Below are 15,920 nucleotides of genomic sequence, written 5' to 3'. Positions count from 1 at the left end.
CGTCGTCGTTCCTTTACTGTCCGAGGATGAGTGTCGCGTGGGTATGCATCACCCCACCCTGGTTTGAAATCGCACAGGTCCGGGCGCCGGAGACCTGATTTGCAGCGTCGCCGCGCATCTGACGCACACCCTCTATTATCAGCTGCATCCCGGGCATTCCGGTTTCCGATAGCAGTCCGCCCGAGGTATTGATCGGCAACTCGCCGTCCAGCGCGATAGCGCCAGATGCACAGAAATCGCCGCCTTGGCCGGGCTTGCAGAACCCGTAATCTTCCAGCGACATCAGTGCTGTGATAGTAAAACAGTCGTAAATCTGTGCGACATCCACATCGCGCGGCGTAAGCCCCGCCATTGCAAACGCAGTTTCAGCCGACGCCTTGGCCGCTGTGGTCGTCAGGTCCGGGCGCTGGGCCACTTCCCACGACGTTTGACCCTGTCCGAAACCGAGGATCGGCACCGTTTTATCCAGCCCTTCACGCCGAGCGAATTCGGCGCTGGTCAGCACCACCGCCGCTCCGCCATCCGAGACCAGACAGCAGTCGTCGCGCCGCAACGGCTCGACGATCATCGGGCTGTCCATATAATCGGCCAACGTCAGTGGTTTTTGCAACTGCGCGCGCGGGTTTCTCGCACCGTTCGTCCTGCAAGTTACCGAAATCGCACCTAATTGTTCGGCTGTGGTTCCATACTGCCCCATATGACGCTGAGCGATCATCGCATAACCGGCGGGGATGCCGAACCAGCCGTAAATCTGGTCGTGGCCCCAGGCTTTGTCATAGGCCTGGCGAGTACCCGACTTCGGATTGTCGGCAAATGTAACTACCGCCACATCACATTGTCCGGCGGCAATCGCCATCGCCGCATAGCCTACCATCGAAGCATTGGCGGCTCCTCCCTGGTCCCAGACCCCGCCGATCCGTGGTACAATACCCAGAGTCTCGGCCAGTTTCTGGCCATACATGAACTCGAACCGCGAGGTCGGGAACTTGACGAACAACCCGTCGACACGGTCTTTGGGGATTCCGGCATCGTTCAGCGCGTGACGCACCGCTTCTGCATTCAGTGAATAAGTCGACCGCCCCGGCAGATTGCCGAACTCGGTTTGCCCGATGCCCGCAATAACGACCTGCCCGCGCATCAGATGACGCCTTCTTCGTACAAAGAGGCGACATCCTTCCGAGAAAGACCCAACCAGTCGCCATAGACGGCGTCATTGTCGCGACCCAGTTCGCCCGACGGCCGCAGTTCGACCGTCTCCTGGCCGTGGAATCGCAGCGCCGAACGCGGTAGGGCAAGCCGTCCGTACATCGGATGGTCGATCCATTCCAGCGCTCCGCGTGCGTGCAGATGGTCATCGTTGACCACTTCGTCCAGCGTTCGCACGGGCGCACAGGGAACGCGGTGTTCCGATAGCAGATCAAACAACTCCTGCTTTGGATACTGGCTTGTGAATTCCGACACCAGCCTATCGACGTCGTCCATCCGTTCGACCCTCTGTTTAAGGGTCTCCAGGGTCGGGTCTTCAGCGAGATCGTTCCGTTTCATCGCTTGTGTAAGGTTGATCCAGTGCTGGTCAGACACGCAAATGATCGCGATGTGCCCGTCTGTCGTCGGGTAGACATTGTATGGAGCCTCGGCTAGTCCGGCATGCCGATTGCCGGTTCGCGGAGGAATATCGCCGTGACTGCCATAATACAGACCCAGCGAGGAACTGAGCGACGGATAAAGCGCCTCCATCATCGCCACTTCGACCAGCCGTCCGTTTCCCGTCACGGCACGGTCATACAACGCTGTCACCAGACCGGCGTAGAGGTGTACGCCACCAAAGAAGTCGGCGATCGCAGGTCCTGCCTTGACCGGCGGTCGGTCGGGAAACCCGGTGGTGCTCATCACGCCTGTCATCGCCTGCACTGTCAAATCCATTGCAGGATAGCGTGACTTGGGCCCTGAGCGGCCATAGCCGGATCCGGCTGCGTAGACGATATCCGGCTTGATAGCCTTGAGATCCTCGTAGCCGACGCCCAGCCTTTCCATCGTGCCCGGCGCATAGTTTTCGACCACAGCATCGGCGCGCATCACCATCTGTCGAAAAATCTCCTTGCCACGCTGGGACTTGAGGTCCAACGACACCATGTCCTTGTTCGAATTCAGCATCGCAAAGGGAAGGGCGGCGCCTCCCACCACTGTGCGCCGCCGTAGCGGATCGCCCCGGGGCGGTTCGATCTTGATCACCTTGGCCCCTGCCATGGCCAGCAGAAACGTGCAGTATGGACCGTTATAAATTTGCCCCACGTCGATGATGATGACGTTGTGCAGGGGTCCGGTTGTGTTCATCTCTACTTCCCTTTGAAAACCGGCGGGCGCTTTTCCGCGAATGCGCGCGCGCCTTCCTTCACATCCTGGGTCGTCTGCATGAGCCGGTTTGCCATCTGTTCAGCCCGCAGACCTGCCTGAAGGTCCATGTCATAGCTACGCAATGCCAGTTCTTTCGATGCGCGCATGGCAAGCGGGGCATTGGCGGCCAACGCTTCGGCCAATTCCATCGCAGCGTCGTCCAACTGCTCCTTCGGCACGATGCGATTGATCAACCCCCAATGCAAAGCCTCCTCTGCATCCATGCTGCGTCCGGTCAGCAACAATTCCATGCCGATGGCATGCGGCAGTTGCTTCAAGATCCTCTGGGTGCCGCCATTTGCTGCGATTACACCACGCTTTACTTCGGTTACTGCGAATGTCGCGGACGGGATTGCCAGGCGCAGGTCTGTCGCCATCAACAGCGTCATGCCTCCACCGAGACAATAACCGTTCACGGCCGCCAGTACTGGTTTGTACAGCTCGATTCCCCGGTTCAGCAGCATCCCCTGCTGCGGATTCCAGAGTTCCGACAGCGGCGGTCCGGTATTGGTGAACCCGTTCAGATCGGCCCCGGCGCAAAATGCCTTGTCGCCCGAACCGGTGACCACCACGGCGCGTATTGCGTCGTCGTCGCGCACCGCCGTCCAGGCCTCGGCCAGCGCCGTATAATGCGCGCCATCCAATGCGTTCATGCGTTCCGGCCGGTTCAGAGTGATCCGCGCAATGTGGCCGGTTGTTAAAAGGTCGATCGACATCAATCGACCTCGCGGCTGCCGTTGCGGATCAGGTCGCGTGCGATCACCATACGGTGCACTTCCGAAGGACCTTCACCTATCCGCTTTATCCGCGTCTCCCGAAACCAGCGCTCCAGCGGCAGTTCCTTCGCCACGCCCATGCCGCCCAGTATTTGCACGCAACGGTCGACTACACGATTTGCCGCCTCGCTGGCGAAAAGCTTGGCCACCGACGCCTCGAGCTTGATATTCGCGCCGCGCTCTGCGCGCCACGCCGCTTGATAAACCAGAAGTCTCGCTGCGCGCAGATCAACCTCGCTATCGGCCAGCATCCACTGGATTGCCTGGTGATCGGCCAGTTTCTTTCCAAAGGTGACGCGGTCTCGCGTCCAGTCCAGCGCGATGTCCAACGCCGCCTGCGCAGTGCCGATACAGGTCGCCGAGTAAGGAACGCGTTGATGAACCAGCCAGTCCTCCGCCAACGCAAAACCCTGGCCTTCTTCACCCAGGCGGTTGGCCGAGGGAATCCGGCAATCCTCGAAGGTAAGCTGATAGGGCGAATAGGATCGGATCACCTCGATCGGCTCCAAACTAAGGCCAGGCGTGTTAACGTCGACAATGAAACTGGTGATTCCCCCGCGCTCGTTGTGGTTACCCGTTCGGGCGAAGACGACGCCCCACTTCGCCTGTCCTGCACCGGTGATCCAGACCTTGGTGCCATTCAGGACATAGTCGTCGCCATCACGCACCGCCCGCGTTCGGATCGACCGTGCCGGATCAGAGCCGCCGCTTGGCTCGGAGATAGCAACGAATGTCTTGTCGCCATTGGCGATACACGGCTTGGCATAACGAGCGATCTGGTCCGGCGTTCCTTTGAAGATGACGTTCGGCGGGTCATAACCGAATGCACCGCCCGCCGGCACATAGGCGCCCATCCGGCATTTGGCGGCCTCTTCGGCCACCACGACCTGGCCCAGCAGGCTCAGGCCGGCTCCGCCATGTTCTGCAGGCGACTGCACATACCACAGCCCGAGCGCACGCGCATGATCTCGCAGCTTTTCCAGCATGTCCTCGGGAAACTGGAACGAATCCAACGGCAACGTCTCTTCAGCCGGACGGACCTCGTTGGTCATGAACTTGCGCACCATGTCGCGCAACGCGCGTAGCTCTTCCGGCATTTCCCAGCCAAGCATTCCATCGTCGTCGCTAGTTCCGGTCATCGTAATTATACCCCGTGAAGTCGACGGGTCAGATTGGCGACCCGCATATTTGAGCATTAAACATCAATCGAATTAAAACATCAAACCTTTTATTTCGTTTTCTGCTTATTGCGTTTTCGGTTTCGATGATGTAGCTGTAAATATATGTCTTGATAGACTTTTCTTCCCGATAGAAGAGGAAATATTAAATGGTTGATAATTTTTCAAAAATACACCAGACTCCAGCGATCTATCGCCGCCGCATCGGCTCATTTATGGTGACAATCATTTCCGACGGCTACCTCGAGGCGGATCCGTCCTACTTCTCGGGGGGAGCCGACCAACTGGCTCGGCTGACTTCAGAGGCTTTCCTGCCATCGGGCCCATTTCGGATGGGTACGGTCGTCTATATCGTCGATGACGGCAAGCGCCGGGTGATGGTTGACGCCGGTTGCGGACCGCTGTTCGGGCCGACGTCGGGTTTTTTGCAGTTCAATATGAAATATGCGGGGATCCGGCCTGACTCCATCGACGCGATCCTGATCACCCATATGCATGCCGACCATATCGGCGGACTACTCGACGAGGGCGGAGCGGTGTTTCCGAACGCCGAAATCATTATGCATCAGGCCGAGTTCGATTATTTCATGGGTGATCTCGCGATGCAGCGCAGCACTGAGCGCAACCGCCCCTGGTTGTTACGAGCGCGCACGGTGCCTGAGCTGTACCCGAACCTGAGGTTGTTCGATAAGGAGGGTCAGGTGCAGCCCGGAATCACCGCCATGCCGCTGACCGGCCACACCCCTGGGCATTCCGGGTTCATGATCGAAAGCAACGGCGATCAGCTCTTCCTGGCCGGCGATCTCGTCTATTCGCCGGTCTATAGTTTCCACATCCTCGACCAGAACTTCACCTTCGACGTGGACGCCGATGCCGCCATCGCCTCGCGCAGGCGCGGGCTGGACATGATCGCGACCGAGAAATGGCTGATGTCCGCTTCGCATCTGCCATTTCCTACGCTTGGCCACGTCGACCGGCGTGGCTGCGGATTTGCTTTCGTGGCGGAGGACTGGCGCTTCAATCCATGAGCGAAATCAATTTTGATCCGGTTCGATGAAACATGTCGTTACAAAAACCGCGATCGAGAAAATGTCTCCGGCGCGCTTTGTGCAAAGCCGGCTATATTAACTCATGATTTATCCAGCTGCGGACAAGATCATCGTGGCTGCCTTCTCTGCGACAGCCAGCACAGCGGCATGAATATTACCCGAAACCGGTAGGGGCATGACCGAGGCATCGGCCACACGTAATCCGCTGAGACCGTGAACCATCAGTCGGTGATCCACTACGGCGCCCATCGCGCAACTGCCGCCAGGGTGAAAGATCGTATCGGCGGTGTCGCGCACAAAATTTTCCCAGTCCGCTTCTGACGACAGGCCAGCTCCAGGCGTCACCTCTTCCCTGGTCCATTGCGCCAGCTCCGGCGTGTCCATTGCCTGTCTAAGCTCTCGGCAGGCGCCAATCAGCCTGGCCACGTCCACGGCGTTGCTCAGGATGCCCGTGGTGATCTTCGGGGCTTTCATCGGGTCGTCCGATACTGCCTGCACCCGGCCGCGACTGTCGGGCTGAACTAGGCAGACCACCATTCCCCAGCGGTCGCCCGCAGGTGGGTGAAGCAGCCACGGCTGCAGAGATGGGTCGAACAGCCGGAGCAGCACTTGAACATCCGGAGAGATCCGCTCCGGGGACGTTTTCAGGAACAGATGCGCCGCGGCCAGCGGCCATGTTACCGGTCCCGATCGCAGCGCCAGCGCCTGCATCAACCTGAGCACCAGCCGGTCCCAACGCAACAGATGGTGCATGTACGAGGGTGGGCGGCGAAACTCTATGGCGACACGAGGATGTTCCCACAGGTTCCGCCCGACACCGTCATTAAAGGCCACCGGTTCGATTCCTGCCGCCTTCAACACAGTGCCCGGCCCGATGCCCGAAAGGTGTAACAGATGTGGCGAACCGAAGGTCCCTGCCGACAGAATTATCTCGCGCCGCGCCACGATGCGCAGCGTAGCCAAGCCATGCCGCACGATCACGTGGCTGGCCTGGCCCTGGCTCACTGCGATTCGGGCCACGTGGTGACCGCTCAAGACAGTCAGGTTCCGTCGTCTCAATGCTGGATCCAGATAGGCCGAGCGCGGATCGCACCGCCGTCCACGCGCGATATTGAATTGTGCACGGCCGACGCCGGCAGAGAATTCCGCGTTATAATCGGGAATATACGCATGACCCTGCGCCTTCAGTACCGAGATCCAAATGTCAATCAGCGGATCCTGAACTGTTGTCTCATTGACCTCAATCGGCCCGGAGTCACCACGGTGCGGTCCGGCTAGCGCGCCGCTTACACGCTCTACAGCACGAAATGACGCCGCCATGTCGCGCGAGGACCATCCCGGCAGTCCCAGCGCATGCCAGGCATCGAAATCAGCCGCCGCCCCGCGCACAAAATTCATGGCGTTGATCGCACCACTGCCGCCCAGCAGCCGACCGCGAGGTAATTCCAGTTGACGTCCACGCAGACCGGGTTCTGGTGCTGAGCGGTAGCCCCAACCATATTGAGGGTTGTTCCACAATCGGCCGACTCCCAGAGGTATCTGTGTCATCACCGGCCGCCGCCCACTGCCTGCTTCGAGCAAAATCACCGAGTAGCGCCCACACTGCGTCAGCCGGTTCGCCAGTACGCAACCCGCGCTGCCGCCACCGACGATCACAAAATCCGCCGTTCTGACAGCCCCTGTTGTAGTCTCGTGTGACAAATCTAGCGGCCGACCGTCGTCAGCACTGCATCGGGCATGCGGATCACCTCGCCCAAACCGGCATAGTTCGGCCCCCCCAAGCGCGCTACCGGGTCCAGCGCCACGGTTTCGACCTTGCCATTGTTGATCAGATCGTCGCGCACATGAAATCGCAGCACTTCGCCGATCATGAGCATGTTGTGCTCCTCACCCAGTGGGATTGACAGGTGCAATCGGCATTCCAGACTGGCAGGCGCTTCCGCGATGCGCGGAGGGGAAACGGTGCTGCTGGGCAGCTGATCCAGTTGCAATGCATCAGCCTCGCTGACATCGGGCGGCACGATGGCCGAGCTGTTATGCATTGCACTCAGTGCTGCGCTGTTCACGATGTTTACCACAAACTCGCCGCTACGCAGGATGTTCTGTCCGGTATCCTTCAGCACGACACCCGCCTTGCGGCCGATCGAGATCGCTACCATTGGTGGTTTGTGTGAGCAGAAGGTAAAGGCAGAAAACGGCGACAGGTTAGTGGAGCCCGCTGCATTCAGCGTCGTCACCCAGGCAATTGGGCGTGGAACCACCAGACCAGTCATGATCTTGTAGTTCTCAAGCATCGAATTCGTGTTGGGATCAATTTCCATCCGGACTACTCCGCACCTTTAACCTGCGGCTCAAGCGCCGCATGCACCATATCCGACAGCCGCTGATAGCGCAGATGGCTGTCTACCTGATCCATGAGCCCTGATGATAAAAACACCGCCGAAAGGTTGCGATTCGGATCGCACCAGAACACCATCGATCCGGCGCCGATGCTCCCATAGGTTTCGGCGGAGGCGAATTGGCCGAAGGGCATCGGAAACAGCCCTTCACCGCGAAGGAAGAATCCGAGTCCCAGATAGGCCGGATAAGGCTCCAACCCGCGCATTTCGCGTTGTGCCGCCAACGTGTTGTTGGGGCGCAGGCCGGTATGATTGCTACGCGCGAGCTCCAGGGCGGCCGGCGATACGACATACCGGCTATCCAGTACGCCCCCTGCCTCCAGCATAGCCACAAAATTAAGCATATCGTCCAGTGACGCATAGCCGCCGCCACCCGGCAATTCGCTGGTTTCGGTCATCGCCGCATCGCGCGCCATCAGGGCCAGGTTCATCGGTGTCTCGTTTCTCGCCACGATCGGAACACGCCGCGAGGCAATATCGGGATGTGCGCCGATCGCGCTGTGACTCATATTTAGAGGACGAAAAATTTGGTCGGCGATTATTTCGCGGTAGTGTCGACCGTGTGAATCCAATGCCTCGATCACGCCGCCGAGGACGTCGTAGGATACCTGCGCACTGTACGATACCACTTCGCCAGGCGGGTTGACCGGGGCGATCTGACAGGCCAAATCGACAGTCATGCGCAGATCGCCCTGCATCTCCGGCGTCAGGCCGGGGAGGGTGAACGGCATTCCTCCAGTGTGAGACATCAGCTGGGCGATGGTTATATTCTGTTTGCCATTGGCTCCAAAGCCCGGCAGCACGTCGGCGACCCGGGTCGTGAGTGAAAGGTCGCCCCTCTCGATTGCCTGGAAGATACCGAGAGCGGTAAAAACCTTGGTAAATGAGAGAATCGCAAAAACATCGTCACCGTCCAGCTTCCGACCAGTTCGGCGATCGGCGAAGCCAAAGCTTTGCTGGTAGACAGTCTCTCCGCCGGATCGGATGCCTACGGCCATGCCATCGTAAAGAGCAGCATCGATGTCCCGTTGGATCGCCGCACCAAGCGCGTCAAGCTGAAAAGTGCGAAGATTTGCGCTGAAATCTCTCAATACGGCCTCCTGAAATCTTGTTCTTTATTAGGTTGATGTTAACATGACATTTGTGTCCAAGAAGATCAATGGCGAAAATTTTCTCATTTTCATATCTTAATAAATCCATTAATAACATATAGATAAACCATTTAATGCGAGATTCTCAGTCAAAAAATAAAAACATTAGACCTTTTATATTGACCGCGGCTGCCGACATATGCTTATTGTTCGTGTGACAGACAGGCGTAGAGCCGGGAGAGCACGCAGATGACGTAGCGTGCCCGGATAGGTCGTTCAGTCGAATAGGTGTGGGAGGAAACTATGCTGGTTCTGGAGAGGCTAAACAAGACCTATCCACCAACTGAAGGGCAGTCTCGGGGTGTAGCGCTGGAACCGGCATTGACCGATTTGTCGATTGACATCGGGCAAGGAGAGTTCTTTACCCTGCTCGGTCCCTCAGGCTGCGGCAAGACCACGACACTGCAAAGTATTGCCGGGCTCGAACATCCGACGACCGGACGGATCACCATGGATGGCCGGAAGGTCTTCTGCAGCGACACCCAGACAGTAGTGCCCTCGAACAAGCGTAAGCTGGGAATGGTATTTCAGTCTTATGCGATCTGGCCGCATATGACCGTCTTTGAAAACGTCGCCTTCCCGCTGGTGCATGGCCGTGGCGGCTGTCCCCGAAACGAGGTGCGCCAGAAGGTGATGAGCGCGCTCGACCGCGTTGGCCTCAGAGACTTTGCCGACCGCCCCGCGCCTTACCTTTCAGGTGGGCAGCAGCAGCGGGTTGCGCTGGCGCGCGCTCTGGTCGATGAACCTTCCATCATGCTGCTGGACGAACCGCTTTCGAACCTCGACGCCAAACTGCGCGACTCGATGCGGGTCGAATTGCGCGAACTGGTCAAATCGGTGGGCGCCACCACGATCTACGTAACCCACGACCAGACCGAGGCATTGTCAATGTCCGATCGGATCGCCCTGCTGAATAAGGGGCGACTAGAACAACTCGGCACCCCAGACGAGATCTACAACAACCCGCGCACAGCGTTTGTGGCTCAATTCGTTGGCCGTTCGAACATCCTGCCAGGCCAGATCATCGATGTCTCGGGCGATCGCTGCACAATACAACTCGGATTTGGCGTAGTGACCTGTCCTGCGCCCAAACTGGCTGCTCGAGGCGAGCGTGTCGGGCTGATGGTGCGCCCGCATGGGATCGTTGTGAACTCAGCCAAATCCGACGCCCCCAACGTCTTTACCGGGGCTATCAGTCATATCAGTTTCACCGGCGAGTTTCTTGACATTCAGGTTGCCGTGGGCTCGGAGGTGCTGCGGGTCTTCGTCAGTTCCTACGCATCGCATCGGGTCGGCGAGCAGGTGACCGTGCAATTGCCCGTCGACCGCTGCGTGGCGCTGCCGGACCAGGGTTAGGGCGCTGAGATGACCATAACAAACACGCATTCAAACTCGTCTTTCCAGAGAATACGTTCGATTCCGACGGTGACGATTGTCTCGATCCTGCTACTGGCCCTACTTTTGGTTCTGGTCGTGGCGCCCCTGATCCTGCTGTTCCGCACGAGCCTCGCGCCCCCAGGTGAACTGCCTTTCGATACGGATATCTACACGCTCGAAAATTATCGCAATGCGCTGACCAACGACCGCCTTCCCAAATTGATATTCAATACGCTGAAATACGCAGGCGGTACCGTGATAATCGGGGTTAGCGTCGCTTTTGGCATTGCTTGGCTGGTCGAACGCACGGACCTTCCGTTCAAGGCGACAATCCGCACGATGATGTTCTCGTGGATGGCGGTGCCGCCCATCGTTATGGCGTTCGGCTGGATCCTGCTCGGCAATCCGGGCAACGGAATATTCAACGTGCTGCTGCGTTGGATGTTCGATCTAAAGGGCGCGGTGATCTCGGTCTATTCTCTGCAGGCAATGATATTCATCACTGGTCTGGCCATTGTGCCAACCGCCTTTACCATGATCGCAGGGTTGATGCGTAACATGGATCCCCAACTTGAAAGCGCCGGCTCAGTCCATGGCGCAGGCGGTTTCAGCGTGTTTCGCACTGTGACTCTGCCGCTCTTGGTGCCGGGTTTGCTGTCGGTCGGCATACTGTTGTTTATGGCGATGGTGCAGGCGTTCGACCTGCCTCTGGTGATCGGCCTCACCGCCAAGGTGCCGGTGCTTTCGACACAGATCTTCCTGCTCGCCAATTCCGACATCTCGCGGCCCGACTATTCACTCACCGCCACCTTCGGCACCTTTTTCCTGCTGCTGGCTGCGATTCTGGTGCTGGTCTATTTCCGCACCGTGCGCCTGAGCGAACGCTTCCGCGTGGTCTCTGGCAAGGCATTCCGCCCCACGAAACGTGCGCTTGGCAGCTGGCGTCTGCCGGCAACCTGCCTCGTGGCGCTCTACTTCCTCATTATGATGTTGCCATTCCTGGTGCTGGTCTGGACCAGTTTCCTGCCGTTCTATTCTGTGCCTTCGATCGAGGCGCTGGGTCGGCTGACCTTCGACAATTATGCCGATGTATTCGGCCAGTCGTTCATTATCCGGGCGCTTGTCAACACCATCATCCTTGTGCTGATGTCGGCTACCATCGTTATGGTTCTATCGGTTATGATCGCCTGGATCTCGGTGCGCTCCAAGGGTCGGCTCGGCAAGGCGCTTGAGGTGATCTCATTCATGCCAATCGCCATTCCGCCGGTGGTCCTGGCTATCGCCATCTTGCTGATCTATCTGCGCACTCCGCTCTATGGAACGATTTGGATTATCGTGCTGGCCCATGTGACCGCCTATATCGCATTTGGGACACGCACCATGAACGCCGCACTGATCCAGATTCACAGTGAGCTGGAAAATGCCTCATTCGTCTGCGGGGCAGGATGGTTTACCATGCTGCGTCGCATCGTATTCCCGCTCTTGCTGCCACATATCCTCAACGGTTGGCTCTGGGTCGCCGGACACAGCGCTCGTGACATTACCTTCCCATTGTTCCTGATTACCACCTCCAACGTGGTGGCTGCGTCACAGCTCTATATTCTTTGGGGCACACCCGAGATCCCGACTGCGTCCGCGCTTGCCGTAATCCTGGTCGGTGGCCTGCTGTCAATCGTGATACCGGTTCAGCTCTTCGCATCACGTCTGGAAAGCGGCCGCCACCGCAAATCTCACGCGGCCGTCACAAAACTGGCTCCCGCAGAATAGTACAAGGAGGTTTCAGGTGGACTATCGCTCTCTAGGCCGCAGCGGCTTCAAGGTCGCGCCGTTGGCGCTTGGCACTTTCAATTTCGGAGGGCCAACAGATGAGAAGATGTCGATCAAAATCATGCTCCGGGCGCTTGAGGCGGGCATCAACCTGTTCGATATCGCCAACTCCTACAACGAGGGCCGCAGTGAGGAGTTCGCCGGAAAGGCTATCGCTCAATGGGGGCGCCGCGACGATGTGGTGTTGGCCACCAAGGTCCATTATCCGGTGGGTGAGGGCCCCAACGACAGCGGCAACTCTCGTTATCATATCATCCGCGAATGTGAACGTAGCTTGGTTCGGATGAAGATCGATCATATCGACCTGTTGCAATTGCACCGCCCTGATTTCAACATTCCCGCGGACGAGACCTTTCGTGCGCTCGACGATCTCGTCACTGCAGGCAAAGTACGTTACGTCGGAACTTCATCCTTTCCCGCCTGGAAAGTGATGGAGGCCGTCGCGCTAACCGACCAACGCGGCTGGGTGCGCCCAATTGTCGAGCAGCCCCCATACAATTTGTTGGATCGTCGTGTCGAGAACGAACTGGTGCCGCTCTGCCTTGCCTACGGGCTATCCTTGATACCCTACGCCCCGCTGGCGCAAGGGGTGTTAGCCGGGCGCTATACTTCCAAAGCCGATTTGCCGGAGGACTCGCGAGCCGTGACTCGCGGCGGTGTCTATTCGGACCGGATTACAGACCGCGGCATCGCGGTCGGTGTCGAGGTTGCTCGGCTGGCCGCAGAAGCCGGGGTAAGCGCCGGTCAACTCGCTATGGCCTGGGTCCGCGACCAGCCGGCCGTCGCCGCACCTCTTTTCGGTCCGCGCACAATGGATCAGCTCGATCAAATGCTTCCCGTTCTCGACCTGACTTTCCCACGCGAACTGATCCCGGCCTTTGATGCTCTCGTGCCGCCGGGGAGCGCAGTCACCAATTTTCATAACGGCGCAAGGTGGCTTAAGCAGGTGCTTCACGTGCCGCTCCCTTCCGACAACTCTTGAACGCAGAACGAGATTGCCAATGACCGATATGACCGGCCCGATTTGTCTTGCAGAAACCTATGCCCGCGCGTTTCATGCGGGTGACGCCGACGCCTTGCGCGATATCTTCCTGCCCCATTGCAACCTGCAATTTGTCGATGGCGACCGGCTAAAAAGCTTCGAAGCCAGCACCTGGATAGACATCGTCGCTGGCCGTCCCTCACACAAATCGCAAAGCCGCCCGTTCGACTACCGCTTAATCTCTGCATACATGGCCGGTCCCAACTGCGCTGCTGTGGCGCTGGAAATGGCGGGAGAACCGGGTTACCGGTTCAGCGACTTGCTACATATGCTGTGCATTGGGGGGTCGTGGAAGATTGTTGCAAAATGCTTTTCCGTCTTACCCGTGGGCACCGTGTCGTCAGGCGTGAACCAAGCCGGGTAGGCGCAAGTTACGTCGACCGTTCAGGTGATTCCCAGGAAGTCGGCGTAAGCGTTCACATGCCCATCCATCAGCCGTCTCGCCTGGGCCGCGTCCTGCTTTTCGATGGCGTCCGTAATGCGTCCGTGGATCCTGACCACTTGCTGTCGAACTTCCGGCGGGTTCAGAGTCTCGTCATTGGTGACATCATAGACCGAATGCGAGATCGACTCCATGAACGCGATCAACAGATCGTTGTGGCTGGCGCGCACGACGGCCATATGCCAGTCGATGTTACCTCGCAGGAACCTGTCGAGATCGTTGATCCCTCCTTCCATCACCGTGTGGAGGGCGCGTATCTGGGCCATGTCGTCATCAGTGCGATGCTTGGCCGCCAGCATCGCCGCCGACGGCTCGATTGCACCCCGTGCTTCGACTAGCGACGCGCGCCGCGTGCGGCGGCTCGAGATGAACAGGCTCACGGTCTTCACAATGGTATCGCGCCCCGGTTTGCATACTTTGGAACCGCCATTGCGTCCCTGCTTCGTGACGATCAACCCTTCCAGTTCCAACATTCGCAGCGCATCGCGCACGGACGATCGAGAGAGCCGAGATGACTCCGCCAGCTCGCGTTCATTCGGCAGCATTTCGCCGTCGGCCAGCCTGCCGCCAACAATCTCATCGCGCAACTGGTTGGCCAGAACGTCCGCAGCCCGAGGGATTTTTACCGGACCCAGGTTCAACATACTGGTCGCAGGTGTTCTCGCGATTGCCTTGAGCGCTGGTTTTTTTTCCATGGTTTTCCCACCAATTCTCACACGCTGTCTTAGTACAACAAAGCCGTGATGATTCCAAACATTGCGGTTTGCCACGTCTTGTCATGAAATGCGCTACAATACAATCTTTAGTCCAAATTAGTAAATCGTTGTAATAATGCAGTAAAATAATCAAAAATGCAAAAATTTGGAGAAATTATTAAAAAGGTCCAATATTTAATTGACTCACGCCTCTCATTGCGACATTCTTGGCGGAGGCACATAACCAGACTCATCGATGTGCGAAAAAGGGAGGAAGAGATGCTTTTCAACTCAACGATAGGTCGGATCGCCAGTGCTGCCGTGGCAACGGCGATTCTGACGTCCGGGGCTTTCGCTCAGTCGGTCGAGGACCTGGTTGCTGGCGCCCAGGCGGAAGGTGAACTAGTCGTGCTGATGCTGCACCCGACCAACAGCGCCAACCGCGATCGCCTGATCGAGGCCTTCAAAAAGGAATATGATCTCGATATAAAGATCGAATGGGCGCCAATGCACCCAACAGCCCTTATGGGTCGTCTGAACGCCGAAAGCGCATCCGGGACTTTCAGTGGCGATGTCGGACAGGGTAGCGTCGACGACCTATGGCCTTCTGTAGAAAAGGGTTATATCGCCAAATTTGACTGGACCACGACCTTCGGCGACAGCCTGCCGGGGATCAAGGAGGCCACTGAAGGCGTGCCGCCCGAAATGCATGACACCGTGCTCTCGATGTTTGATCTGGTTTATGGTCTGATCTGGAATCCTGAATTCGTAGACGAAGCCGATCTGCCGAAGAACGTCGCCGATCTGACCGACCCGAAATGGGATGGCAAGATAGCTCTCAACTCCTATCACATCGCGCCGGTTGATTACCTGAACTATGAGATCGGCCACGATGAGACCGTCTCCATTGTCGAAGGTCTTCTGGCCAACGGCCCGATCCTCAAGGCTGGCAGCGGGGCTGTCGGAGCTGCGGTTTCGGCGGGTGAGGCGGCAGTCGGCACCGGAATGGCCTATGCCACCGACCTCGCCGTCGCGCGTGGCGAGCCGATCCGGTTTCGACCTTTCGCTGACTATACGCCGGTGCTCGGTATGAAGACCTTTGTGCCAGAATATGCGCCGCATCCCAATGCAGCTCGCCTCTTTGCTGCCTGGTTCGTCACCAAAGGTATGGAGATGGTGGGCGAAGAAGAGCGTATCGGTCAGCTCTCAAATCCCAACTCGAGCGTGGGCGCCGCGCTGAAAAGGCAGATCGACGACTCCGGTTCGGCCGTAGTGTCAGTTTCCTCAATCGCCCAGTTCGACCAACTGGCCGAAACCCGCAAAGTTATCGATAAAATGATCGCTGACCAGTAGGAGGTCGGAAACGCGGATGTTTCCGCGGCGAAGTTGCCCGGCGTTCTATCGCAGTTTCTAAAAGATTGAACCGACAGATCCGGCGTGCTCATGCGCGCCGGATCTTCTGACTCGGACAGAGAGGAAAGTCGTTCGAACCAGGCAGGTGGAATGATCAGTCACGATCTAAAATGCTGAAAGACGATGGCGGAAAAAATCGCATTTTGAGTTCGCAGGTTCGGGGGTAGATCTAAAAAC

The 15,920-nt window shown here is 58.0% G+C and carries 14 protein-coding genes; 6 read left to right on the top strand and 8 right to left on the bottom strand.

Features of this window, described 5'->3' with window-relative positions; genetic code table 11:
* Window positions 1–13: 13 nt before the first annotated feature.
* From K1W69_RS16065 to K1W69_RS16050, 4 genes are read right to left on the bottom strand one after another with little or no spacing between them, the layout of a single operon-like run.
* Complete coding sequence (locus K1W69_RS16065) at window positions 14–1,138, bottom strand: thiolase family protein (protein WP_220229449.1); 1,125 nt, start codon at window positions 1,136–1,138, stop codon at window positions 14–16.
* The gene (locus tag K1W69_RS16060; RefSeq protein ID WP_220229448.1) at window positions 1,138–2,334 is read right to left on the bottom strand and encodes a CaiB/BaiF CoA transferase family protein; all 1,197 of its coding nucleotides are present in this window, start codon (window positions 2,332–2,334) and stop codon (window positions 1,138–1,140) included. Before K1W69_RS16060 ends, K1W69_RS16065 begins: the two co-directional genes overlap by 1 nt.
* Before the next feature lie 2 nt (window positions 2,335–2,336).
* Window positions 2,337–3,110 (bottom strand): enoyl-CoA hydratase/isomerase family protein, encoded by a 774-nt coding sequence (locus tag K1W69_RS16055; RefSeq protein WP_220229447.1) that lies wholly within the window; start codon window positions 3,108–3,110, stop codon window positions 2,337–2,339.
* Window positions 3,110–4,282: an acyl-CoA dehydrogenase family protein gene (locus tag K1W69_RS16050; protein ID WP_258571140.1), complete on the bottom strand. Its 1,173-nt coding sequence runs from the start codon at window positions 4,280–4,282 to the stop codon at window positions 3,110–3,112. Before K1W69_RS16050 ends, K1W69_RS16055 begins: the two co-directional genes overlap by 1 nt.
* Window positions 4,283–4,497: 215 nt before the next feature.
* On the opposite strand from K1W69_RS16050, the gene K1W69_RS16045 reads away from it, so the two are divergent.
* On the top strand, window positions 4,498–5,376 hold the full coding sequence (locus tag K1W69_RS16045; RefSeq protein ID WP_220229445.1) for an MBL fold metallo-hydrolase: 879 nt from the start codon (window positions 4,498–4,500) through the stop codon (window positions 5,374–5,376).
* A 108-nt stretch (window positions 5,377–5,484) separates the two neighbouring features.
* On the opposite strand, the gene K1W69_RS16040 is transcribed toward K1W69_RS16045, so the two are convergent.
* Genes K1W69_RS16040 through K1W69_RS16030 form a run of 3 tightly spaced genes read right to left on the bottom strand, consistent with a single transcriptional unit; the run spans window position 5,485 to window position 8,887 of the window.
* Window positions 5,485–7,053 (bottom strand): GMC family oxidoreductase, encoded by a 1,569-nt coding sequence (locus K1W69_RS16040; protein ID WP_220229444.1) that lies wholly within the window; start codon window positions 7,051–7,053, stop codon window positions 5,485–5,487.
* Between the two features lie 47 nt (window positions 7,054–7,100).
* Window positions 7,101–7,718: a flavin reductase family protein gene (locus K1W69_RS16035; protein WP_220229443.1), complete on the bottom strand. Its 618-nt coding sequence runs from the start codon at window positions 7,716–7,718 to the stop codon at window positions 7,101–7,103.
* A 5-nt stretch (window positions 7,719–7,723) separates the two neighbouring features.
* Complete coding sequence (locus K1W69_RS16030; protein WP_220229442.1) at window positions 7,724–8,887, bottom strand: serine hydrolase domain-containing protein; 1,164 nt, start codon at window positions 8,885–8,887, stop codon at window positions 7,724–7,726.
* Between the two features lie 303 nt (window positions 8,888–9,190).
* On the opposite strand from K1W69_RS16030, the gene K1W69_RS16025 reads away from it, so the two are divergent.
* The 4 genes from K1W69_RS16025 to K1W69_RS16010 all read left to right on the top strand — a co-directional run bounded on the left by K1W69_RS16025 (window position 9,191) and on the right by K1W69_RS16010 (window position 13,557).
* Window positions 9,191–10,303 (top strand): ABC transporter ATP-binding protein, encoded by a 1,113-nt coding sequence (locus tag K1W69_RS16025; protein ID WP_220229441.1) that lies wholly within the window; start codon window positions 9,191–9,193, stop codon window positions 10,301–10,303.
* 69 nt (window positions 10,304–10,372) lie between these two features.
* Complete coding sequence (locus tag K1W69_RS16020) at window positions 10,373–12,091, top strand: ABC transporter permease (RefSeq protein ID WP_220229440.1); 1,719 nt, start codon at window positions 10,373–10,375, stop codon at window positions 12,089–12,091.
* Window positions 12,092–12,107: 16 nt separating this feature from the next.
* The gene (locus K1W69_RS16015; RefSeq protein WP_220229439.1) at window positions 12,108–13,133 is read left to right on the top strand and encodes an aldo/keto reductase; all 1,026 of its coding nucleotides are present in this window, start codon (window positions 12,108–12,110) and stop codon (window positions 13,131–13,133) included.
* Window positions 13,134–13,152: 19 nt separating this feature from the next.
* On the top strand, window positions 13,153–13,557 hold the full coding sequence (locus K1W69_RS16010) for a nuclear transport factor 2 family protein (RefSeq protein ID WP_220229438.1): 405 nt from the start codon (window positions 13,153–13,155) through the stop codon (window positions 13,555–13,557).
* Window positions 13,558–13,577: 20 nt separating this feature from the next.
* On the opposite strand, the gene K1W69_RS16005 is transcribed toward K1W69_RS16010, so the two are convergent.
* The gene (locus tag K1W69_RS16005) at window positions 13,578–14,330 is read right to left on the bottom strand and encodes a FadR/GntR family transcriptional regulator (RefSeq protein WP_220229437.1); all 753 of its coding nucleotides are present in this window, start codon (window positions 14,328–14,330) and stop codon (window positions 13,578–13,580) included.
* 156 nt (window positions 14,331–14,486) lie between these two features.
* On the opposite strand from K1W69_RS16005, the gene K1W69_RS16000 reads away from it, so the two are divergent.
* On the top strand, window positions 14,487–15,683 hold the full coding sequence (locus K1W69_RS16000) for an ABC transporter substrate-binding protein (protein ID WP_220229436.1): 1,197 nt from the start codon (window positions 14,487–14,489) through the stop codon (window positions 15,681–15,683).
* The last annotated feature ends 237 nt before the right edge of the window (window positions 15,684–15,920 follow it).

This window comes from Flavimaribacter sediminis (genome assembly GCF_019492055.1).
Classification (GTDB): domain Bacteria; phylum Pseudomonadota; class Alphaproteobacteria; order Rhizobiales; family Rhizobiaceae; genus Flavimaribacter; species Flavimaribacter sediminis.
Note: the sequence above shows the minus strand (reverse complement) of the source record. Positions and strands in the feature narration are given on the sequence as shown.